This window comes from Bacillus sp. Root920 (assembly GCF_001429445.1).
In the GTDB taxonomy this organism is placed as follows: Bacteria; Bacillota; Bacilli; order Bacillales; family Bacillaceae; genus Bacillus; species Bacillus safensis.
The window spans coordinates 1238431-1255040 of sequence record NZ_LMJV01000001.1; the positions used below are offsets into that span (position 1 = coordinate 1238431).

Sequence of the window (16610 nt, forward strand, 5' to 3'; positions counted from 1 at the left end):
TAAAGCAGGTGTACATATGATAGATGTGATCGGAATTGGGATTGGGCCCGCCAATTTAGGGTTGGCCGCTTTGTTAGAGGAGTATGAGGATGTCTCATGCTGTTTTTTTGAACAAGAGTCTGAGTTTGCTTGGCATCCTGGTATGCTGATCAAAGGAACGGATTTGCAAGTTTCCTTTTTAGCAGACCTTGTCACAATGGCGAATCCAAGGAGCAGGTATACATTTTTAAATTATTTACATGAATCAAATAGACTTCACCGGTTCTATACATTTGAACAGTTTGATATCCCGCGGAGAGAATTCAATGAGTATTTATCATGGGTAGCAGGAGAATTAGACAGCTGTCAGTTTGGGATGAAGGTAGAAGAAGTGACAGACTGCCAAGATGGCTACCTTGTAAAAGTCAGACGGCTGAAAGATGGATCGCTTTCTGAGTATCGTGCAAAGCATGTCGTGTTAGGCACAGGAAGCAAACCGATGATTCCAGTCGATGTGCCTGAAGCAGCATACCCATATGTGACCCATAGCAGCCGTTATTTAGATCAGCAGAAAGCACTTCATGAAGCTGAGTCGGTGGCGGTAATCGGCTCAGGGCAGAGTGCAGCCGAAATTTTCTTAGACATGCTTCAGCATCAAAAGAAAGGGCAGCAGCTTTCATGGTTTACGCGTTCTAGTGAATTTAGAGAGCTGGAGACGGCAGAGCTTGGCCAAGAGCTTTTTACACCAAAGTATGTCGAGTATTTTCATTCGCTTCCTTATGAAGAACGTATGAACACATTGCCTAGGCTGACAGGATTAAGAAATGGCATCGATGCATCGACGCTTTCGCGCATTTATCAGGAGCTGTATCATCGCTCCGTTTCAGGTGAAGAGCCATCTGTGCTCATTCAGCCAATGACAGAGCTTGAAGCGATTCAAAGAGGAGAGCATCAGCCTTTGGAGCTGCACCTCAAACAGTGGCAGCTGAAGAAAGAAAAAAGCATAACTGTAGATCATGCTGTATTGGCTACAGGATACACACCGAATATTCCTGAATGGTTTAGTGCATATGAACCTTTGATTGAATGGGAAAGTGATGAGCATTTTAAAGTGACAGACGACTTCAGGCTTGTGTTCAAAGACAAGCGTTCAAATCATTTCTTTACATTCACGAATCTTGATCATTCTCATGGAACAGCGGCGACCAATTTGAAACTATCGATTTACCGCAACCAGAAAGTCATTCGAACCATTCGCGGGGTCGAGGAAGCGCCAGTCAAGCAAGAAACTGCATTTCAGCAATTTGAATAAAACATAGAAAAGGGCCCAAGCATAGGGCCCTTTTTTATTAGATCGTCGTTTCTTTTTTTACTTTTGGTTTTTCAAGTTTCCATTTGAAGATTTTGTTTAGGATTTGATAGATTTTCTTAGATTCTTTCGTTACGAGCGGTCCTAAGATCGCAAGGATTAAGACATACAATGCAGCAAAGGGCTTCAAAGTAGCGGCAAGTCCGCCGGCGATGCCAAGCTCGGCAACGATGATTGAAAACTCTCCTCTCGATACGATGGTTAATCCAATATTAGAAGAGGCTTTATGAGAAAATCCAGCTCTCCGTCCAGCGAACATTCCGGCAGTGAAGTTCCCAATTAAGGTAAGAATCACAGCACCGATCGCAAGCCAGAAGGCATCACCCAATGTAAACGGATCGATACTGAGACCAAAGCTGAAAAAGAACATCGCTCCAAAGAAATCTCTAAACGGAACCACGAGATGCTCGATGCGGTCTGAGTGCTCTGTTTCTGAGAAAACAAGACCAAGTAAGAGAGCCCCAATAGCCTCTGCTACATGAATTGTTTCTGAAAAACCAGCGACAAAGAACAAAGCGGCAAAAATCACAATGATGAACACTTCGTTCGAACGGATATCAAACAACTTATTTAATAGTTTTGGCAGCTTCCGCGCAATGATAAAGAAAAGCATCATATAACCAAAAGCGATTAAAATCGATAATAAGGCACCGCCAACAGTAGTGGCATCTCCAAGGACAAGACCTGATACGACGGATAAATATACGGCAAGGAAAATATCCTCAAACATAATAATCCCTAGAATTAACTCTGTTTCAGGATTTGCCGTCCGTTTCAAATCGACAAGGACTTTGGCCACAATGGCACTGGATGAAATGGTGATCACACCTGCCATAATGAGAACCTCAAGGAATCCAAATCCTGTGATAAAACCGTAGAGCAGTCCTAAGCTGAAGTTGATCAAAATATAAATAGATCCGCCGACTGCAATAGATTTACCCGATTTAATGAGTTTTCCGACAGAGAACTCAAGTCCAAGATAGAAAAGAAGGAACAGGACGCCCATTCTGCCAAAAAACGAAATGATCTCCGTGCTTTCGATAAATTTCAAATCAATGATCCCGATAGTTGGAGCATGCGGCCCAACAATCATTCCGAGGACAATGAGAAAAGGGATGATAGAAAATTTAATTTTATTGGCGATTAAGCTGGCGATGGCGATAAGAATTAGCGCCGTCCCAACTTCAAAGACTAAATGATCCATTCATCACTCTCCCCCTCTAGAAAGAAAATCACGTACCAATCGCTTCAAGTGTTTTCTTTCGCCCGAAATGACCATCGTATCATTTGCTTGAATAATCGAATCGGCACCAGGGTTGAGTAATTTTTCATTTGTATGTTTAATGATCGCAATCACGGTGACTTCATAATTTTGTCTCACATCTAAATCACCGAGTGTATGTCCAACCGCTTTTGCACCTTTTTCCACCTTAAACCATTCAATGATCAAGTCGTTGAAGGCCATTTCAATGGTTTCTAGTGCCTGCGGTTTATACACCATACCGCCGATAATAGCAGCGATTTGCCGGGATTCAGCATCATCGAGTGAAATGGTAGACAGCACTTCATCTGGATCATCATCGTCAAAACGATAAATTTCCCGTCTGCCATCATCATGAATCACAATCGTCATCTTTTCTCTATTTCTCGTTTCAATTTCAAATTTCTTTCCGATCCCAGGAAGATCATTTTCTTTAATGTTCATTTTATCCCTCCGAATTTGATAGGCTGTGTTTTTCAAATAGTAAATGCGGATGAAATAAAATGAATCAGTAGAGGTAATTAGATTGATACATAACGGGGATCGCACACTTCATTTCCAAAAAACATAGATCAATGGACAATGCAGCTGATGGGGCAGGCTTTGGCAGAAAAGTCTTGGCATCCACCATGGATAATCTGTCCTTCAACAGAATGGATGAAGCATGTTTTTTTGAAAATGAAGGTGTCTTCACAGCATTGATTTCTTCATCATAAATGGATGGAGAAATCATGCTAGGCATACTCGCTTCTGCCTGTGAAGCAAAAACGACATTTGAAAAAGGAGAAAACATGACGATGAAGCTAACCAATATTATGATGGAACATCTGATCAATCATCCTCCTCCTTTCAAATTTATTTTCTTTCTTTTTTTACTATATAAAAATATATTTCTTGTTTCAATCATTATGCTTATTTTAGTATCAATTGATCTTGAAATTTTTTATTTAGAGAAAAAGGTTTTACATGATGGAAATGGAAGTAAGTGATGAGCTTTTAAAAGAAGAGGGGGATGGATGATGACATATATCAATTGTCAGTTAGACGGGGATGTTTTTGAAATCGTTTTCAATAGGCCTGAAGCTTATAATTCTTTTCATGTGGACATGTTTGCTGAATTCAAAGAAGCATGTGATGCAGCGGAGGAAAGCAGTGCAAAAGTCGTTGTCATCAAGGGAGTGGGAAAAGGATTTTCAGCAGGTGGAGATATTGGGATGATGCTTAAGCAGGAAAGTGAAGAAGATTTTCATCGTGTGATGGATTTGATCGAGGGAATTACACTTTCTCTAGCTAGTATGAAAAAAGTGACGATTGCGCTTGTCCACGGGTCAGCAGCAGGCCTCGCTTTTAGCTTTGCCCTAAGCTGTGACTACTTGTTTATGCATCAGGATGCAAAACTCGCCATGAATTTTAATGGAGTAGGATTAATTCCAGATGGCGGGGGGCATTTTTTCCTCACAAAAAGAGTGAGTGAGCAAACCGCTAAACAATTGATTTGGAGCGGACAAAAGCTGCCGGCTGAAGAAGCGTTAAAGCTGCGCCTTGCAGACGGGGTGTTTCAGGATGAGGTCGATACGTACCAAAAAGTGTGTGTGAAGCCATTTATGAACATGCCGCTGCAAGCCTTTATCGAAACAAAGATGATCTATTTCCAGCAGTCAGAATCAAAGCTCTTAGCAGTTCTTCAAAAAGAGAGAGCAGCACAGGCAAGACTGAGAAAAAGTCATGATCACAAGGAAGGTATACAAGCCTTTTTAGAAAAAAGACGTCCTGTCTTTCAAAAAGCATAAATGAACATGAGGCCGGCGAAAGCCGGCTTTTTTAACGTTCAAATAAAAGCAGCTTTCCTGCTTGATCAACGAGTCGATGAGAATGCTTTGTGTATTGCTGTTCCATTAAGCGATGACGTCCTAATTCCTTTGCCTTCTTGTCACTATCCGCTGTGATTTTTTCATTTAATAAAGTCTCACCCGACCGGTCAAATACGGTTAAAAAGTATGTCTTCTCCATGCCTCATCTTCCTTTCCTCTGTTTTTTAATGTAATTAAACATGGAATAAGACAAAACCTCTTTTTTAGCTCTTAAAAATGTGTTTTTTAGATTGAGAGTGATAGAACGTGCATTCGTAAAAATGGCATGATAAAATATGGACAATGACAGTATCGGACAAGGAGATAGACGTTTGACTAAGCTCACCTTTATTCATGCCGCAGATTTACATTTAGACAGTCCATTTGCAGGAATGTCGACTATACCTAATTCTATATTTAAGCGGCTCAAAGAAAGTACCTTTCAAAGTGCTAAGAACATCTTTGATCTCGCCGTTGCGCGGGCGGTAGACTTTGTGCTGCTGAGCGGAGATTTATTTGATGAATCCAATCGCAGCTTAAAAGCACAGCTGTTTTTAAGAAATCAGTTTGTAAGACTGCAAACGCACGGGATTGAAGTCTTTATTATTTATGGGAATCATGATCATTTAGGCGGTGAATGGACACCGATTGAGTGGCCCGAGAATGTACATGTCTTTTCGAGCAGTACACCAAGTGAGCACTCCTATTATCGAGGGAAGCAGCTTGTCGCGAGTATTTATGGATTTAGCTACAAAGAGCGGGCTGTCTATGAAAATATGACATCTCATTATGTCAAAACAACAGATGCTGCCTATCACATTGCAATGCTTCACGGCACATTAGCCGGACAAGAAGGACATGATGCATATGCCCCATTTCAGCTTCAGCAGCTCATAGCACGGGATTTCGATTATTGGGCGCTCGGACATATACATAAAAGAGCCCTTCTGCATGAAGACCCATTTATTATTTACCCTGGTAATGTGCAGGGCAGACATATTAAAGAAACGGGTGAAAAAGGCTGTTACTTGATTCACCTCTCCGAAGATTCACGGGCAGTGGATTTTATCAGCTGTGCAGATATCATCTTTGAGAAACTGGCCATAGACATCACAGAAACGGTTCATATGACGGATCTTGTCACACTAGTGGAAGGCAAAATCAATGAGCTGAAAGAGGAAGGCGTTCCTCATTTTGTGAGAATTGAATTGACAGGTGATGCACCTTCTTACTTTGAGCATACGCAGCTTGAGGTCCTCGAAGAGCTGTTGACTGTTTTTCATGAGCAGGAGGAAGATGAAGATGTGTTCGTTTGGGTGATGTCAATTGACTGCCGAACAAATGAGGATGTGATTTATCCAGAGGATTCTTTTTTGAAGGAACTAACGGCAGAAATTGCACAGTTTGAGTCATATGAAGAGCTGCTTTTACCGATCAAGCGTCACCCAATCTACAGGAAGTCAGGAAAAGCGCTCACAAAAGAGGATGAATTGGATATAAAAGAAGAAGCACAAAGGCTGCTGAAGGAACAGCTGAAGCAATTATGAGAAAAGGAGAGGTATGATGAAAATACGTTCACTCCATATAGCGAATTTCGGGAAATTTTCAAATCGAACCTTTCACTTTTCTGATGACGGTTTTCAGCTAGTTTACGGCCTGAATGAATCGGGGAAAACGACATTGAAGGCGTTTATTGAGTCGATGTTATTTGGTTTTTCAAAAAACAAGATATACAAGCCGAAACAAGGATCTTTCTATGGCGGCTCCCTCACTTGCTTAGATGAGGAGTTAGGTGTCATTCACATTGAGAGATCGTCCGATCGAGGCGGTCAAGCACAGGTGTTTTTAACGAATGGTGAAGTGAAAGATGAAGCATTTCTACGAACTCTTTTAAAGGGAACAGATCGCAGATTATTCCAATCAATCTATTCATTTGATGTGTTTGGACTGCAAAATGTCCAAGCCTTAAACGAAGATCAAATCGGTGAATTTCTCCTTTTCTCAAGTTTATTTGGCTCAGATGCTGCCTCTAAGATGGATAGCAGGCTGCTTAAGCAGCAGGAGCAGCTGTTTAAACCAAATGGACGCAAGCCGGAATTAAACCAGCAGCTTGATCGTTTAAAAGAGCTGGCTGCCCAGCTGAAACAAGCTAGATTGGCAGAAGGCCGTTATACCGAAAAAAAACGGGAGCATTCTGAATTAATAGAGAATATCGCAGCGCTTCAAAAGGAAATGAAGCAGACAGAAGAACAGATTCAGCAGTTAAACGAACACATTCGACTTTATCCCATGATAGAGAAGAAGTTGGAGTTAAAAAGAGAATTAGCCCGTTATCCAGAACGAGTCAAACGCTTTAGAGCAGAAACAGAGCATGAATTGGATAAATTAGAATCACACCTTCACCCGAAAAAGGCTCAAATGACTGCACTAAAGCAAAAATTAGATCATTTGCAAACCTCGCTGGCACAAGTTCAACCGCTTTATGACAAGGATACATTACTGGAGATGAAGCGTGTCGTTGATGAATCTTCTCATGCTGAACGTGTCAAAAACCGCTTAGCTGAATGTAAAGCAGAACGTGATTCATTGAAACAAAAAATGGACGAAGCCGCAGCGAAGCTAAAGTGGCAGCGTTCAGTCAAGCTTGATCAGATTGACGACTCCCTTGAATTTGAGTGGGAATTAAAGGAGGCTGTCAGCCAATACGTTCGTTTAATGGACAGAAAGGCACAGCTGGATGACCGGTTTGATCATGCAAGACATGAGCTGGAAGAAGCGGAAACCGCTTTAAAAGGATTAAAGGAACAGCAGGCCAAATCGTACAGTACAGTAGAAGCTGGGGAAACAAGAACAAAAGAGAAACAGGTTCATTCCCGGGCGTGGTTATTTCCTGTGATGGTGATATTTGATGCTGCATTTCTGCTTGTCCTTTTCTTTTTAACAGAGTGGTGGGTTACTTTCTTATTTGCAGGGTTTTCTGTTTTTGTCTTCTTTGCTATTTACCCATTTTTGAAATCGGCACAGGTGAAACAGGGAAGCGGCAGGGGAGCATTCGATTCCTTCCAAGTACAGACAGCTTCAGCTGAAACGCTTGTGAGGCAGAAGGAGCTTTTGTACGAAAGGATCATCAGGCAATATGAAGACTGGGAGCAGGAGCTGGAACCTGTCCAGCAGCAAGTAGAGGAAAATAAAAGACAGCTTGGCTTGTCCTCAGAGCTTTCTTTCCTAGTAGAAGCCTTTCTTATTCTGAAGCAATTAAAAACGGATACAGCGGAATATGAGGAGCTTAGCCGGGAAATAGACGAGCTTGCCGGCCAGCAATCCAATTATGAGCACAGGGTGGAAGCGTTAAGCAGTCTTCTGCAACGAAAGGAAGGCACCATTCAAGAGAACATCTCGGCCTTTCAAGAGATTTTGAAAGATGAGGCGAAAAGAGAAAAAGAACGTCAGACATTGGATGTATCGATTCAACATGTGAAACCGCAGATCACGGCGCTGGAAGGGGAAATTGACTATTACGAAAAACAAATGGACGCGCTTTTTCGTCAAGTAGAGGCAGAGTCCAAAAAAGATTACCAAATTCTTTCCCATCTATCGAAAGAATATCGGGAACGGCTTTCCCATTTGCAGCAGCTGAATCAAGAGCTGCATAGAAGCGGCTGCTTTGATGAGGAAGAATCGATTGTTCGTAAAGGAATGCGTCTTCTTGAAGAAGAGTGTGCGGAAGCAAAGCAGCACCTGAATAACATACAATCGAATGCGGCGAATATGGAAAAACGTCTGGCAGAACGAGCAGTGGAAATCCGGCAAATAGAAGCTTCAGGTACGGTGTCTGATTTGACTCATCAGCTTTCAGCTGAGCAGGAGCATGCAAAGCACCTTGCGAAAAAATGGGCGGCGATTCAGCTTGTTCGCTCCGTCATTCGAGAAAAATTGAATGAACATAAAGAAAAAAGGCTGCCAGCACTGCTGCAAACAGCTTCCCGCTTTATTCAGCCGTTAACGAATGATCGATATGAAGCCATTTTATTTTCACCCGAGGATGACCGGCTGATCGTGAAAAGGATGGACGGACGAATATTCCGCCCAGAGGAGCTCTCACAAGCAACCTGTGAACAAGTCTATCTGGCCATTCGTTTTGCACTCGCCTTGTCTCATCAGCATGAATGTCAGCTTCCGTTTATGATGGATGACAGCTTCGTTCATTTTGATCATGTTCGTCTAGGAAGAGTACTGGAGTTGATGAATGAATTCACGCGTTTTGAAACACAGCTGTTTTATTTTACCTGTCATCAGCATATGACGCAGGGAGCAGAAGATGGACAGATTACGAGTTTAGCAGTTGAATGATTGACAAATAATGACTTATGTTATACTTATATGAGCAGAAACATGGAAGGAGCTTTTATTGAATGGCTAAAGGGATCATGACCTATGATGTCGGCGAACAAGTTGACCTGCATTTATTAATTAAATCATCTACTAAAGGGATTGCAAGTAATGGCAAACCATTTTTAACGCTCATTCTTCAAGATCAAAGTGGAGATATTGAGGCGAAACTATGGGATGCAAAGCAGAATGATGAAATCACCTACGGTCCGCAAACCATCGTGAAGGTAGTAGGCGACATTCATCATTATCGCGGGAGGAATCAGCTGAAGCTTAGGAATATACGCCCTGTTGCTGAAAACGAGCAAATTCGAATTGATGACTTTCTCGAAACAGCTCCTATTCCAAAACACGATATGATGGATACGATTATGCAATATATTTTTGATATGAAAAACCCTAATATTCAGCGTGTTACAAGGCATTTGCTGAAGAAATATGGACAGGAATTTGCTGATTATCCAGCAGCGACAAAAAATCATCACGAATTTGTCTCTGGACTCGCCTACCACGTTGTGTCTATGCTGCATTTAGCAAAATCAATTGTTGACCTATATCCATCACTAGATCGAGATCTTTTATATTCAGGCATCATTCTTCATGATTTAGGGAAAGTCAAAGAGCTTTCGGGTCCAGTCTCCACGACATATACTGTGGAAGGGAATTTAATTGGCCACATTTCCATTATGGTGACAGAAATTGCGAAAGCTGCGGAAGAGCTTAGCATTGATTCAGAGGAAATTCTCATTTTACAGCACTTGGTCCTGAGTCATCACGGAAAAGGAGAATGGGGCAGCCCGAAACCACCAATGGTGAAAGAAGCTGAAATTCTCCACTATATTGATAATTTAGATGCGAAAATGAACATGATGGATCGTGCGCTTGAGCATGTGAAGCCAGGAGAATATACAGAACGTATTTTTGCACTTGAGAATCGTTCGTTTTATAAACCAACCTTCCATCACGAATAATCATGTCAAAACGTCCGTTTATGCGGGCGTTTTTTTCATAACTTGTCTTCTTTTCGCATAAGCATGTAACACAAAGGAAGAGAGGAATTTCCTTAAGAAAAGGAGGCGATGAAAAAATGTTGTTTTTTCCGTGGTGGGTGTATGCATGTATTATCGGCATTATTTTCTGTGCGTATAAATTAATGACAACAGCCAAAGAGGAGCAAGAAATTGATCAATCCTTTATTGAAAAGGAAGGAGAAATATTTATTGAGCGAATGGAACAGGAAAGAGAGCGCAGACGCCAGAATCAGCAGGTGAAAAGATCACAGGATACTGCGGCACATGAAGATCATTCAATTGCTTAATCTCGTCATACAAAAACCCCTCTGCACGATTACGGCAGAGGGGTTTTTTGTGATTACTGGTTCTGTTGTGTCTGCTGATTTTGTGCAGGCTGTTCAGATTTTTCTTTGAACGTTTTTTGAAGCTCTTTATCTTTTACTTTCACATCAGCATCTTTTACTAATTTGTTTAAGATGTTTTGGATTTCATTTGTGTCTGCTTGTTTTTGGTCAAGCAGTTCTTTTTTCAAGTCTGCTTTCATGTCATCATATTTACCGCGTTCTTCAGTCTTTTTAATGATATGGTAGCCGAATTGGGATTTTACTGGCTTGCTGATTTCATTTACTTTTAGTTTGAAAGCAGCTTTGCTGAAGTTCTCGTCCATTTGGCCTTCTTTTGCGAACCAGCCTACATCTCCGCCTTGTGCTGCTGAAGCAGTATCAGTTGAATATTCAGAGACAAGGGAATCCCATTTTTCACCTTTATCTAATTTCTTTTCCACTTCGTCAGCTGTTTTCTTATCAGCTACTAAAATGTGGCTTGCACGGATTTTTCCTTTAAGGTCATCGTAATACGATTTTACTTCTTTATCAGTGATTTTGATGTTAGCTTTGGCAGCCTTTTGAGTCAGCAGCTCATATTTCACTTGATCTTTGATGTAATCTTTACCGAATTCATCTTGAAGCTGTTTTAAACGATCTTCACCAAGTGTCTTTTTATATTCTTCCAATTTCTTATCAATTTCTTTATCAGATACTTTGTATTTGTCAGCAAGAACCTTTTGTTGAACAAGTAGGTTTAGAGCATCTCCACCTGCTTGTTTCTTAAGAGTTGTATAAAGTTCTCCTTTTGTGACATCTCCTGATTTCGTTGTGGCGATCACATCTTTATCACCGCTACTGCATGCGCCAAGAGTTAAAACACTTACTGCTGTTACAGCTGCTAAAGCCATTTTTTTCATTCAAAAAACACTCCTAATCTTTCCAATTTATTTATCATTGCTTGTATCATAACATATTGTGACACGCTGTAAAAAGAAATGCAAATGGAAGGGCATTCGTCTAGTCAAAAAATTGCGCGCGACATACACATATAGTGATCACAAAAAGGAGGCTGAATTATATGGGAGCAGGATATTCTAATGGGTTTGCTTTATTGGTCGTGCTATTCATTTTGCTGATCATCGTTGGTGCAGCATATCTTTACTAATTAAATCGCTGTGACAGAAGGGAGCCGTCCTGCCGTGCGTGAGGGCGGTTCTTTTTTCAAACGATGACAGGTGCCTAAACGTTTTTTATTTTTCTGCATACACTGAGCTTAGAACAGAGGAAGAACTGGCAGGAGGTGTTTTCACATGGGAGGAGAAGTCTTTGCTGGCGGTTTTGCACTAGTCGTCGTATTATTCATTTTATTGATCATCATCGGTGCATCTTGGATTTGCTAATTCAAATATACACAAAAAGCTGCCCTCAAACTGGCAGCTTTTGCTTTGATCTTAAATGGAAATGTTAATTTGAACAAATGATGAGATAAGTAAGATCAGTATTGATACATTGATAAAGCGAAACACCTTATCTTGCCGTTCTTCAGGAATCTCTCTGACAAGGCATAATGTATTAGTAAGCCTGTTTATTGAATACACAATAAACGCGGCAAAGACGATGAAGTAAAATAAAACTATCGGAGATCCCCCCTCTCTATGCTATTCCCATACTACATTACCAAATTTTTTATGAAAAAGATAGAAGTTGGCTTTAAAAACCTCATGATGAGGAAGTCTGGTCAACTAAAATATCAAACTCGTCTTGAGCTTGATCGATGATGCAGGATTTAGGTGCTTTGAGCAGCTTCCATGCAAATAAAAAGTCAGGCAAACAATAGCCTGCATGTATACTTGCGATGATGATAAAATAGTGTGCGTACATAGGAAACGCCACGCCTAACACAAAGTAAACCGGTGAGATGACACAAAACGGGCTGAGAAGTGAAAAAAGCATCACTTTCTTAGGCACGCGCTGCCAGCAATTTCGTTTCATTAATAGCGTCATTTTTTTCTTATTTTTCATCACTGGGATCAAGTGAACCACACGGTGGACAAGCAATGTCACAAGTAAGAGCACGGCAAAAAGCGGTGCGTTATGGCTGCTTAGCCTCGTTTCAGGATGAGTCAGTTGAAAACATAAAAATGCCATAATGAAAAAAAGGATAGCAAGACTTATGGCAGAAATCATCATTCTCGTATAACCATAATCCTTTTCAAGATTAATGGTCTTCCAACAATTCATTTTTCATCCTTCCAATCTAAAAATCGAATTGAATATCTCAAGATAATTTACTCTTCCTGAGGATAAAAATCAATGGTTTTGATGAAAAAAAATAAAATGGTGCCTTCATATGGAATAAAGAGAGGAAACTTTGGATTTTTCAAGAAAAAAGAACTGAAGGGGGAGGTTCGTCTCTTTCGTCAATGAGTATTTTCGGCTAAAATAGAAGGACTAAGAGAAAGAGGGAACGTACATGAGTATTGAGGAACGAATGAGCCAGCTTGAATATTATATGGAACTTTTATTGACAGCAGCCGATATGAGCCGTTATCCATATTATGCGTTATTGATCAGGCAGCGTGTATCGAAAGAAGAGGCAGAGGAAATTGAGCGTATTTGTGCTGAGCTTACAGAGGAAATGGATAAGCAAAAAGCACAAGGCTACGTCATGTTTGACGATCTCCTTGCGCTCTTTGCGGGACAGTTAATTGAAAAGCTGGATGTTCATGAGACGATATTTGCTTTGCATGATCAAGGGCTCTTTCAGCCGCTAATGAATGAATTTATAAAGATCATTAAACAATTTGATTTGTTGTAGACGCTTTTTCTGCTGCCTCAGCTGAGTTTTCAAGTTCCTCAGTCTTTTTTGTGACTTTTCCTTGCTCATTCAAAAAGTCCTTCTCAATGTTTGAAAACGATTTCTCAAAAATCTCCATGAAATCCTCACCATAAATGTTTCGGATGATACACATCATTTCTAAAATCTCAGGGAACTTTCCGTAAATGTCATGAAGCGGCTGTGCGCCTTTGACAATACCAGTTCGGGCCGGGTCATAATCTTCGAGTAGTTTATGGAATGTCTCTTCGCCTTTTGGCGTTAGCTCAATATACGTATTGCGCTTATCGTTTAACTTTTTAGAAAATTTTAAAAATCCTCGTTCCTCCAGTTTCTTGGAGAAGTTAAACGCCGTTGATACATGCATGACGCCAAACTTTGCAATTTCTGATATTGAAGCTCCTTTTAATTGATACGCAATCCACAAAATATGATGTTCATTGATATTTAGGTTATACGGTTTGATCCACTGCTGCCAGTCCTTTTCAATGGATTTCCAAAGAGCTTTGCTCAATTGGGCCATTCTTTGACTGAATAAAAGTGCTTCTTTTACATCGAAAGGCTGTTCCGAATGATTCATCCATTTCACCTACTTCTCTTTTTCTTGTAATTCTATTATGCCAATAAAATAAAGATTAATAAAGCTGAAAATTCAAGAATTTTTAAAAGTCATGAAAAACATTGTCAAAATAACCTTTTTTCAACAAAAAAAGTGCGGGATACGCACCCCGCACACTTTTGTAAACGAATATTTTTTTGTGAGTATATTAGTTTTGTAAGGTTTTCTCCAGTTGTTTGAGCTTTTCCTCAATTTCCTGAATTTCCTTTTGTAAGTCCTGCTGATGAGGTTTGATTTCTTCGCGCCATTGCTGAATCGATGTTTGCAATTCAGACCCGACTTCTTTAATTACCTCTGCGCTTTCTTTTGCTGTTTCCACGATTTGCTCTTTTAAAGCTTGTCCATCTCTTTTTAATTTTGTCAGCGTATCTTCGAATTTGTCATAGCCGTCTTTCACTTTTCCGCGCACATCTCTGCCAGAAGAGGGAGTCGTCAGGAGCACTGCCGCACCTCCGAGGAGACCGCCTACAAATAATCCTGTTAATAAAGAACGTCCACTAGCCATTCAAATCACCTCTAGTCAAATTTTACACATTCGCATGTTCTCTCTGAGCTGACGATCAGCTTCATTGAACTTCCATACATAGCTTGCTTTATTTTAGCATACTTTTGAAGAAAAGGGAGGGGAGAAGGTTGTCTGTCTTTCTGTTCGTTTTTATGTGTATCGTCATCGTTTTTACAGGTGGTTCTATTCATTATGCAAGACAGCTTGGGTATGCAGGGTCTTATCCGCCAAAACATGTTTTAAAGCAAAAAGCACTTGTGTGTGCGGCTGGTGCAGGAATTTCGCTCCTCATTTTGCTGCTGACCCTTTTTCTTTTATAAAAGCATGAAAAAAACCTCTTCATCTATCATGAAGAGGTTCCAGCGTGTAGACAAACCCTCGCATTCTTTGTCAGTCCTGCGTGCTGGTGCTCACGAATATCAAATTCGCTCCGCGCCAGTACTCGTCCTTCCTAGACTTCAAAGGTTTTCTATCACGCTGAAAAGAAGACAAAGGGCTAAAATCAAGATCATTTTAGCCCTTTGTCAACAATCTGAAACCTCTTCATCTATCATGAAGAGGTTCGGTTATTCGTTAAGCAACTTCTATCATTCTTGCACGTCTCAGAATGGACTGAGCAATTGGGAAGACAAATACCATAGCGATGGTATTAATCACGGCTGCTGGCAGGACAACACCCACAAGAAGTGCCGGTAATGCAGCTGGCAGTCCAGTGATCAGTAAAGCGGCAGATAAGAAAATCACGCCGGATACGATGGTTCCAATCGCAGTTAATACAGCGGTCAGCACGACTTTGTTCTTTATCTTCAAGCAAGATAAGAAAAGGGCTAAGAAGATAAAGGCTGTCACTGGCTTATCAATCATATTCGGAATTTGTCCGCCTGGGAATCCCGTTGTTAATGCAGAAATGACACCAGTCACTAGCGCAATCACGACAACATGCTGTACCTTTGGGAAAAGGATGATGCTTAAAAACATCATGACCAGCATCATATCAGGTTTCATTCCGAAAAAGATGGGTGGGAAAATCGTATGCAAGACAGCTCCCATTGCTGCAAGCAATGACATAATCACTAATTCTTTTGTTTTCATTTCTATGCTCTCCTCTGCTAAGCTCTTATAGGACTCTCCAATAATATGGCTCATCATTTATTGCAAGAGTCATGACTTTATATTTCTCGTTATTATAACAAATTTATTTCTCTATAGAAAAGCCTTTTTACTCATTTTCTTGCTGGAACTTTTTCATAAAGTCCGCAAGCTTTTGGCAGTCTTCAATTGAGACCGCATTGTAAATAGATGCTCTGCATCCACCGACAGAACGGTGGCCGGCAAGTCCAACCATTTGCTCTTGCTTTGCTTTTTCCACAAAGGAAGAAGTAAGTGCATCATCGCGAAGAGTAAAGGTGACATTCATATGTGAACGGCTGTCAGCGCGCGCATGCCCTTGATAAAAACCGCCGCTTTGATCAATGGTATCATAGAGAATGCCTGCTTTTTGTTCATTGCGTTTTTCCGCTGCTTCTACACCGCCAGCTTGTTTGACATGCTCAAGGACAAGTGACAGCATATAAATCGCAAAAGTCGGTGGTGTATGATAAAGAGAGTTAGCTTTTGCATGTGTTGAATATTTTAATATTTTCGGCGTGCTGCTTTTCTCTTTCTCTAATAAACGTTTGCGTGCAATCACAATCGTGATACCTGAAGGCCCTAGGTTTTTTTGTGCCCCAGCATAGATGAGATCAAATGAAGAAACGTCTATTTTTTTGCTGAGAATATCACTGGACATATCCGCAATGAGCGGCAGTGACGTGTGCGGGAACGTTTTCCACTGAGTACCGAAGATCGTATTGTTCGATGTGATGTGTAAGTAAGCACCATCTGTTAAACCGGAAGTATCTACTTCTGGAATATACGAGTAGTTGTCATCTTCACTTGAAGCAAGCACAGATGTCTGACCAAACCCTTTTGCTTCTGACAATGCTTTTTCTGACCAAGCGCCTGTTTGAATGAAATGAGCCGTTTCGCCTTCATGTAAGAAGTTCATAGGAATCATCGCAAATTGAAGACTAGCTCCGCCTTGTAAAAAGAGGACTTCATAATCTTCTGGAATGTCCATCAGTTCCACCAAAAGCGCTTTTGCTTTATTGTGGACTTCTTCATATTCACCGCTGCGATGAGAAAGCTCCATCACAGACATCCCAGTTTGTTTAAAATCAACAAGTTCTTCCTGTGCTTTTTGAAGCACTTCTAGCGGCAGTGCCGCCGGACCAGCATTAAAATTTGTCGTTCGCTTCATCACAATCTCTCCCTATTTCTCGCGTTAATGGATCAAAAGATAAAACCATCCTATCACAAATTTGAAGCATTTGGACAAAAAATTTGAATCGTTCAAAATATCTTACTATTAAGAGATGGTAGCGATAAAAAGAGGGCAGAAATAAGAAAAACCTCATCTGTTAA

21 protein-coding genes are annotated in these 16610 nt (G+C 40.7%); 10 read left to right on the top strand and 11 right to left on the bottom strand.

The genetic code is table 11. The features are described from left to right. Nucleotides 1-16: 16 nt before the first annotated feature. Nucleotides 17-1291, top strand: coding sequence for a lysine N(6)-hydroxylase/L-ornithine N(5)-oxygenase family protein (locus ASE42_RS05955; protein WP_056766066.1), 1275 nt, complete (start codon nucleotides 17-19; stop codon nucleotides 1289-1291). A 37-nt stretch (nucleotides 1292-1328) separates the two neighbouring features. Here the strand turns inward: ASE42_RS05955 and ASE42_RS05960 are convergent, their stop codons facing one another. The 3 genes from ASE42_RS05960 to ASE42_RS18510 form a co-directional block, all read right to left on the bottom strand. Then, nucleotides 1329-2552 carry a cation:proton antiporter gene (locus ASE42_RS05960; RefSeq protein WP_056766068.1) on the bottom strand — a complete coding sequence of 408 codons (1224 nt, stop codon included), beginning with the start codon at nucleotides 2550-2552 and terminating at the stop codon, nucleotides 1329-1331. A gap of 3 nt (nucleotides 2553-2555) precedes the next feature. Then, on the bottom strand, nucleotides 2556-3053 hold the full coding sequence (locus ASE42_RS05965; RefSeq protein ID WP_024425442.1) for a cation:proton antiporter regulatory subunit: 498 nt from the start codon (nucleotides 3051-3053) through the stop codon (nucleotides 2556-2558). A gap of 64 nt (nucleotides 3054-3117) precedes the next feature. Then, nucleotides 3118-3444 carry a potassium:proton antiporter gene (locus ASE42_RS18510; protein WP_235566684.1) on the bottom strand — a complete coding sequence of 109 codons (327 nt, stop codon included), beginning with the start codon at nucleotides 3442-3444 and terminating at the stop codon, nucleotides 3118-3120. Between the two features lie 181 nt (nucleotides 3445-3625). Here ASE42_RS18510 and ASE42_RS05975 point away from each other — a divergent pair, with 181 nt between their 5' ends. Then, nucleotides 3626-4399: an enoyl-CoA hydratase gene (locus ASE42_RS05975; RefSeq protein ID WP_056766070.1), complete on the top strand. Its 774-nt coding sequence runs from the start codon at nucleotides 3626-3628 to the stop codon at nucleotides 4397-4399. Nucleotides 4400-4430: 31 nt separating this feature from the next. On the opposite strand, the gene ASE42_RS05980 is transcribed toward ASE42_RS05975, so the two are convergent. Next, complete coding sequence (locus ASE42_RS05980; protein ID WP_024425445.1) at nucleotides 4431-4619, bottom strand: YhzD family protein; 189 nt, start codon at nucleotides 4617-4619, stop codon at nucleotides 4431-4433. Between the two features lie 172 nt (nucleotides 4620-4791). Between ASE42_RS05980 and ASE42_RS05985 the strand changes: the two genes are divergently transcribed. From ASE42_RS05985 to ASE42_RS06000, 4 genes are all read left to right on the top strand, one after another. Beyond that, nucleotides 4792-6006, top strand: a complete 1215-nt coding sequence (locus ASE42_RS05985; RefSeq protein WP_056766072.1) for a metallophosphoesterase family protein — start codon at nucleotides 4792-4794, stop codon at nucleotides 6004-6006. 16 nt (nucleotides 6007-6022) lie between these two features. Continuing rightward, the gene (locus ASE42_RS05990) at nucleotides 6023-8809 is read left to right on the top strand and encodes an ATP-binding protein (RefSeq protein WP_056766074.1); all 2787 of its coding nucleotides are present in this window, start codon (nucleotides 6023-6025) and stop codon (nucleotides 8807-8809) included. Between the two features lie 62 nt (nucleotides 8810-8871). Then, nucleotides 8872-9819, top strand: coding sequence for a 3'-5' exoribonuclease YhaM (gene yhaM, locus ASE42_RS05995; protein WP_024425447.1), 948 nt, complete (start codon nucleotides 8872-8874; stop codon nucleotides 9817-9819). A 116-nt stretch (nucleotides 9820-9935) separates the two neighbouring features. Next, entirely contained in the window at nucleotides 9936-10166 is a 231-nt protein-coding gene (locus tag ASE42_RS06000; RefSeq protein ID WP_024425448.1) for a sporulation YhaL family protein, read from the top strand. A 53-nt stretch (nucleotides 10167-10219) separates the two neighbouring features. Here the strand turns inward: ASE42_RS06000 and ASE42_RS06005 are convergent, their stop codons facing one another. Beyond that, entirely contained in the window at nucleotides 10220-11104 is an 885-nt protein-coding gene (locus ASE42_RS06005; RefSeq protein ID WP_024425449.1) for a peptidylprolyl isomerase, read from the bottom strand. A gap of 161 nt (nucleotides 11105-11265) precedes the next feature. On the opposite strand from ASE42_RS06005, the gene ASE42_RS18515 reads away from it, so the two are divergent. Both ASE42_RS18515 and ASE42_RS06010 read left to right on the top strand, forming a co-directional pair. Next, nucleotides 11266-11352: a YjcZ family sporulation protein gene (locus ASE42_RS18515; RefSeq protein WP_008361129.1), complete on the top strand. Its 87-nt coding sequence runs from the start codon at nucleotides 11266-11268 to the stop codon at nucleotides 11350-11352. Nucleotides 11353-11497: 145 nt separating this feature from the next. Next, on the top strand, nucleotides 11498-11587 hold the full coding sequence (locus tag ASE42_RS06010) for a YjcZ family sporulation protein (RefSeq protein WP_017360317.1): 90 nt from the start codon (nucleotides 11498-11500) through the stop codon (nucleotides 11585-11587). A gap of 51 nt (nucleotides 11588-11638) precedes the next feature. Here the strand turns inward: ASE42_RS06010 and ASE42_RS19190 are convergent, their stop codons facing one another. Beyond that, nucleotides 11639-11824, bottom strand: a complete 186-nt coding sequence (locus tag ASE42_RS19190; protein ID WP_080652927.1) for a hypothetical protein — start codon at nucleotides 11822-11824, stop codon at nucleotides 11639-11641. Between the two features lie 82 nt (nucleotides 11825-11906). Next, complete coding sequence (locus ASE42_RS06015; RefSeq protein ID WP_024425450.1) at nucleotides 11907-12428, bottom strand: DUF3267 domain-containing protein; 522 nt, start codon at nucleotides 12426-12428, stop codon at nucleotides 11907-11909. A gap of 232 nt (nucleotides 12429-12660) precedes the next feature. On the opposite strand from ASE42_RS06015, the gene ASE42_RS06020 reads away from it, so the two are divergent. Further along, the gene (locus ASE42_RS06020; protein WP_056766076.1) at nucleotides 12661-13005 is read left to right on the top strand and encodes a YhaI family protein; all 345 of its coding nucleotides are present in this window, start codon (nucleotides 12661-12663) and stop codon (nucleotides 13003-13005) included. On the opposite strand, the gene ASE42_RS06025 is transcribed toward ASE42_RS06020, so the two are convergent. Next, entirely contained in the window at nucleotides 12983-13603 is a 621-nt protein-coding gene (locus tag ASE42_RS06025) for an HTH-type transcriptional regulator Hpr (RefSeq protein WP_056766078.1), read from the bottom strand. The two genes, ASE42_RS06020 and ASE42_RS06025, sit on opposite strands and share 23 nt — an antisense overlap. 187 nt (nucleotides 13604-13790) lie before the next feature. Next, nucleotides 13791-14147, bottom strand: coding sequence for a YtxH domain-containing protein (locus ASE42_RS06030; protein ID WP_024425453.1), 357 nt, complete (start codon nucleotides 14145-14147; stop codon nucleotides 13791-13793). 128 nt (nucleotides 14148-14275) lie between these two features. Between ASE42_RS06030 and ASE42_RS06035 the strand changes: the two genes are divergently transcribed. Then, nucleotides 14276-14467 carry a hypothetical protein gene (locus tag ASE42_RS06035; protein WP_024425454.1) on the top strand — a complete coding sequence of 64 codons (192 nt, stop codon included), beginning with the start codon at nucleotides 14276-14278 and terminating at the stop codon, nucleotides 14465-14467. A 253-nt stretch (nucleotides 14468-14720) separates the two neighbouring features. On the opposite strand, the gene ASE42_RS06040 is transcribed toward ASE42_RS06035, so the two are convergent. After that, complete coding sequence (locus ASE42_RS06040) at nucleotides 14721-15239, bottom strand: tryptophan transporter (protein WP_024425455.1); 519 nt, start codon at nucleotides 15237-15239, stop codon at nucleotides 14721-14723. Between the two features lie 127 nt (nucleotides 15240-15366). Further along, nucleotides 15367-16446, bottom strand: coding sequence for a 3-phosphoserine/phosphohydroxythreonine transaminase (gene serC, locus ASE42_RS06045; RefSeq protein ID WP_044333715.1), 1080 nt, complete (start codon nucleotides 16444-16446; stop codon nucleotides 15367-15369). Nucleotides 16447-16610 lie beyond the last annotated feature (164 nt).